Genomic DNA, 3845 nt, shown 5'->3' with positions numbered 1-3845 from the left:
GGCAGGAAGCGGGGTGAACTCCCTTTCCCCGGACCTTCTGCTTTTCAAGCGGGGGAACCAGTACGCTGTTGAATCAAAAGCCCACGAAACCTCTAATTTGGGCATCGACAGGGCCCAATTTTTAGGGCTGAAGAAATGGGAGGAGAACACCGGAATAACAACTTATGTCGCCTGGAGGCGCAATCGCGAGGAATGGCTGTTCATTCCGCTCAGCCTGTTCAAAGAGAACGAAAAAACATTCACCATGAATTGGGAAAGCGCGAAAATGATTGGAAGGAAGAAAGAAGAGCTGGCCTAGTCATACCTTGCCAACCAAGTCTATCCTGTAATTCTGTATCGCTTCCCATTCCTCCACTGGTTTCCGGTTTCGCTGTTTTGCGTACATCAGTTCCCCGGCATATGCAATCATCGCACCGTTGTCCCTGTTGAATTCATCCGGAGCAACTCCGAATTCCACACCATCATCCCTGCACATGATTTTGAGCATCTCCTGCAGCCTTTTGTTCTGCACAACCCCTCCGCACGCCACAAGTTTCTTCTTTTTGGTGAGGAAAAGCGCCCGCTCGGCAGCCTCGCACACCATCGCGAAAGAGGTTTCCATAAGCGAATACGCAACATCTTTTTTCGGATGGGTTTTCGCAAGCTTGCTGGCCTGGGTGAGCAATCCGGAGAAAACCAAATTCATCCCTTTCACGCTGTAAGGAAGCTCCACGTATCTTCCTCCTTCGGCCAATTCCGCAAGCGCGGCTCCGTGCGCGTATTCCATTCCGATGTTCCGCGCGAAGCTGTCGAAAAGGTTTCCCTGCCCTATGTCCAGGGTTTCGCCAAGCACGTGGAAGCCTTTTTTCTCCTCCAGCAGGAGCTGGGTGTTCCCTCCGCTCAAATAAACGTAAAGCGGGCTCTTCAGCCCTGTGAGGCGCTCGCTTATCTTCGCGTGAGCATAGCAGTGATTCACTCCTATTATGGGCGTATCCAGCCTCTTCGCCAGGTATTTGGCCATCACCACGCCCATCCTGAGCGGAGCGCCCATTCCCGGCCCTTGGGCAAAAGCAATCAAATCAACATCGCTTAGCTTTACTTCAGCTTTTTCGAGGTTAGAAACCAGTAGCTTTGAAAAAAACTCCGCGTGGTGGTCTGCGGCTTTCCTGGGTACAATGCCTTCCTTAACCGGTTTGTACGTATCGTAAACGTTTGAAAGCACCTCCCAGTCCCGCACTATCCCTATCCCGAGCGTGTGGGCCGTGCTTTCTATTCCGAGCGTTATCATCCCGCAACACCAATCCTATTCATAGCCCCCATTTCTTCATGGCCAGCATCAATGTTATGGACATAAGGTTGAAAAGGCCATGCGCTATTATGCATCCGGCAAGGTTTTTTCTTTCGGAGAAATAAAGCGCCAGAACCAGCCCTATGAGGAAAGCCCCGGCTACCTCGTAAAGCGACCCGTAGCCGAAATGCGAGGCCGCGAACACTATGGATGACGCCAATGGCCCGAATTTCCTGGAAAGAAGGCCCCTGAAGAAGAACTCCTCGCTCAAAGGGGCGAACAACACCGCGAAAACAACCAGGTAAACCGGGAGCCCGGTTATCTTCTCGTACACGTTCATCGTGTCCGGCTTGTATCCCAGCGCGATAACCGTCAGCCCGAAGGCCAGCATGGCCGCGATTATAACTACATAAAGCCCGATTCCCTCCAGCCCGGTCCAGAACAGCGCCTTGGGATTTTTTATTCTGTCGACAAAAATAACCTTCAAATCCTTCTCCAGGAAGTAAATCGCGGAAAGCAGCAGCCCCAGATGGAGCTCAAGCGTCGCGACGTAAGGGTATGCGGACTGGAAAAATGCGAACGAGCCGAGCAGGAAAAGCGCGAAAAGCATTTTTGCCGGGCTGAAATAAAGCCCCACCAAAACTGAAAATGCAAGCCCCAGGGCAATTTTATACATTTGCCCTAGCGGAAGGTAGAAAATAAGGATTGAAACAAAAAAGCTGAGCGCGGCTACGAGAAGAGCTTTCCTATCCATGCTATTTCCTTTCGAAGTAGCCGCATCTGCCGCAGGAGCGCCTGTCCTTGTGCTCCGCAAGCCTGACTCCGGCTCCGCACTTGGGGCAGTTCTTTCCCGGCTTGTACGCCGCAGGTGCTTTCTTCACCTTCTTCGCGCCGCCGGCAGGTTTTTTCACTTCTTTCTTTTCAGCCATCAGTATCACCAGACAGGGGGCTCTTCACAAGAGAGCACGTTCTCGCCCCCTTATTCCTGGATACCCCCTTTGCTATCATCATCCATTATTTACTTCTTGGCCGGAGGCGCGGCCTTCTTCTTCACCCTCTTCTTTTTCTTCTCGGCCATCCCGTCCCTTGCCAGGATGTGCCTCGGTTCGGTAGCCAGCGCGGCTTCCTTGCTTTGGTAAACATGCAGCATGGCCTTGAGGTTTTTTACCCCGAATTTCGTTTCCACTTCCCGCAGGACCGCAGTGTCTGGGTTTGCCCCCACCTTGGAGCAGAGGAACTGCTTGAGTTCCTTCCTGTTCGGGGTGCTTTTCTCGAACGACATCTCCATGAGTATTTCCTTCCTTCCGATTACGCCGTTTTCCTTGTTGCTGATTATTTTTGCGTCCATCAAATCCACCGTGCAATCATTTTATCCTCTCAATTTTCCTCCTGCCCATGGCCTGGAGCACTTCCGCCTCCTTGCCCGCTTCCGCGTTCGCGATCAGATCCTCGGGGATCTCTATATCGTAATTGAGCGACGGATCGTCGTTGTCCATCACCTGCGCGGTCTTGCCGTTTATGCTCATTATCAGGACGTTTCTCCGCTCTATTATCGGGACGTCGACATCCTGGTCCCCGGGCGTGAGCAGGGTCTTCTTCTGCCCGTCGAACACTCCTATTGCGACTATGCGCATCTTCGCTCCCCCGTGCTTTCCGGATTTGGATATTTCTATCTGCACCACCCTGCACGGTATGTCGTCTATAAGCACGTACCTTCCTTCCTTCAGGTCTTTCGCTGAAGAAAACATCTTATCGCTCATGCAATCCACCTGTAGAGAATTAACATTCAGAGAATTATCAGTAACAATTATTAAGAAATAGCATTTATAACCCTTTATGTCGGTCGTGACGTCGGGCGCTCCTTTTGAGAAACTGGACGACGAATTCAGGAAAACATCCAAAATCCTCTTCGGCGGAGACGTCGGCGGGCTACGGGATTTCGAGTCCTACCTTTCGGAATACATGCACAGACCGCGGGCATTTCCCTCCTCGGTCTCAGGCAAGGACGTGTACGCTGCTGGGCTGAGCTACCTTCCCTCATCCAAATTCGCGAGCTTCGACGAGCTGGACTGGAAGATGAAATTCGAGCCCCTGGACATAAACGAAATCAAGGACATGGACAGCATAGTGCAGGCGCTGGGCGAAAGATTCGTCTACGCGGGCAATGTGGTGCTCGGGAAGAGCAGGGACGTGGAGAAATCGGCGAACGTGACAGACAGCTTCTTCGTCTACGACTCCTCGTTCATCTCCAAAGGGGAATACGTCGCCTACAGCTCCTTTTCCAGGAACTGCAAGCACCTTTTCGGCACCCATGACACGGGCAACCTCTCCTTCGCGGTACGGACCATAAATTCCGGCGGGCCCAAAGGCGGCTCCCGCTTTTTCGAGAGTTTCCTCATAACCGGTTCCTCGGACATATTCTATTCCCACAGTTTGGACGGCTGCCAGAAATGCTGGTTCTCTTTCTTCCAGCGCGGAAAAAAATACCTCATGGGGAACCTCCAGCTCAATCAGCCGGAATACGCCAAGATAGAGCAGCACCTGCGCGAGCAGATAAGGGACGACTTGGAGTCCAAAA

The 3845-nt window shown here is 52.2% G+C and carries 7 protein-coding genes; 2 read left to right on the top strand and 5 right to left on the bottom strand.

The genetic code is table 11. From position 1 onward, the window contains the following. Positions 1-298 (top strand): hypothetical protein (locus tag WC488_04915; protein MFA5077739.1); only part of this gene is annotated, 298 nt, incomplete at its 5' end. Here the strand turns inward: WC488_04915 and kae1 are convergent. The 5 genes from kae1 to WC488_04890 all read right to left on the bottom strand — a co-directional run bounded on the left by kae1 (position 299) and on the right by WC488_04890 (position 3027). Beyond that, positions 299-1267, bottom strand: coding sequence for a KEOPS complex N(6)-L-threonylcarbamoyladenine synthase Kae1 (gene kae1, locus WC488_04910; GenBank protein MFA5077738.1), 969 nt, complete (start codon positions 1265-1267; stop codon positions 299-301). Between the two features lie 19 nt (positions 1268-1286). Continuing rightward, entirely contained in the window at positions 1287-2021 is a 735-nt protein-coding gene (locus WC488_04905; protein ID MFA5077737.1) for a type II CAAX endopeptidase family protein, read from the bottom strand. Between the two features lies 1 nt (position 2022). Next, entirely contained in the window at positions 2023-2196 is a 174-nt protein-coding gene (locus WC488_04900) for a ribosomal S27a family protein (GenBank protein ID MFA5077736.1), read from the bottom strand. 89 nt (positions 2197-2285) lie between these two features. Further along, the gene (locus WC488_04895) at positions 2286-2615 is read right to left on the bottom strand and encodes a 30S ribosomal protein S24e (protein MFA5077735.1); all 330 of its coding nucleotides are present in this window, start codon (positions 2613-2615) and stop codon (positions 2286-2288) included. A 16-nt stretch (positions 2616-2631) separates the two neighbouring features. Then, on the bottom strand, positions 2632-3027 hold the full coding sequence (locus WC488_04890) for a translation initiation factor IF-5A (GenBank protein MFA5077734.1): 396 nt from the start codon (positions 3025-3027) through the stop codon (positions 2632-2634). 76 nt (positions 3028-3103) lie between these two features. Here WC488_04890 and WC488_04885 point away from each other — a divergent pair. Further along, positions 3104-3845, top strand: a 742-nt coding sequence (locus tag WC488_04885) for a hypothetical protein (GenBank protein MFA5077733.1), incomplete at its 3' end; no start/stop codon positions are given.

The sequence above is a fragment of the Candidatus Micrarchaeia archaeon genome (assembly GCA_041650355.1).
Lineage (GTDB): Archaea > Micrarchaeota > Micrarchaeia > Anstonellales > Bilamarchaeaceae > JAHJBR01.
The sequence above is the reverse complement of the archived record's forward strand: the minus strand, read 5'-3'. Positions and strand labels throughout refer to the sequence as shown.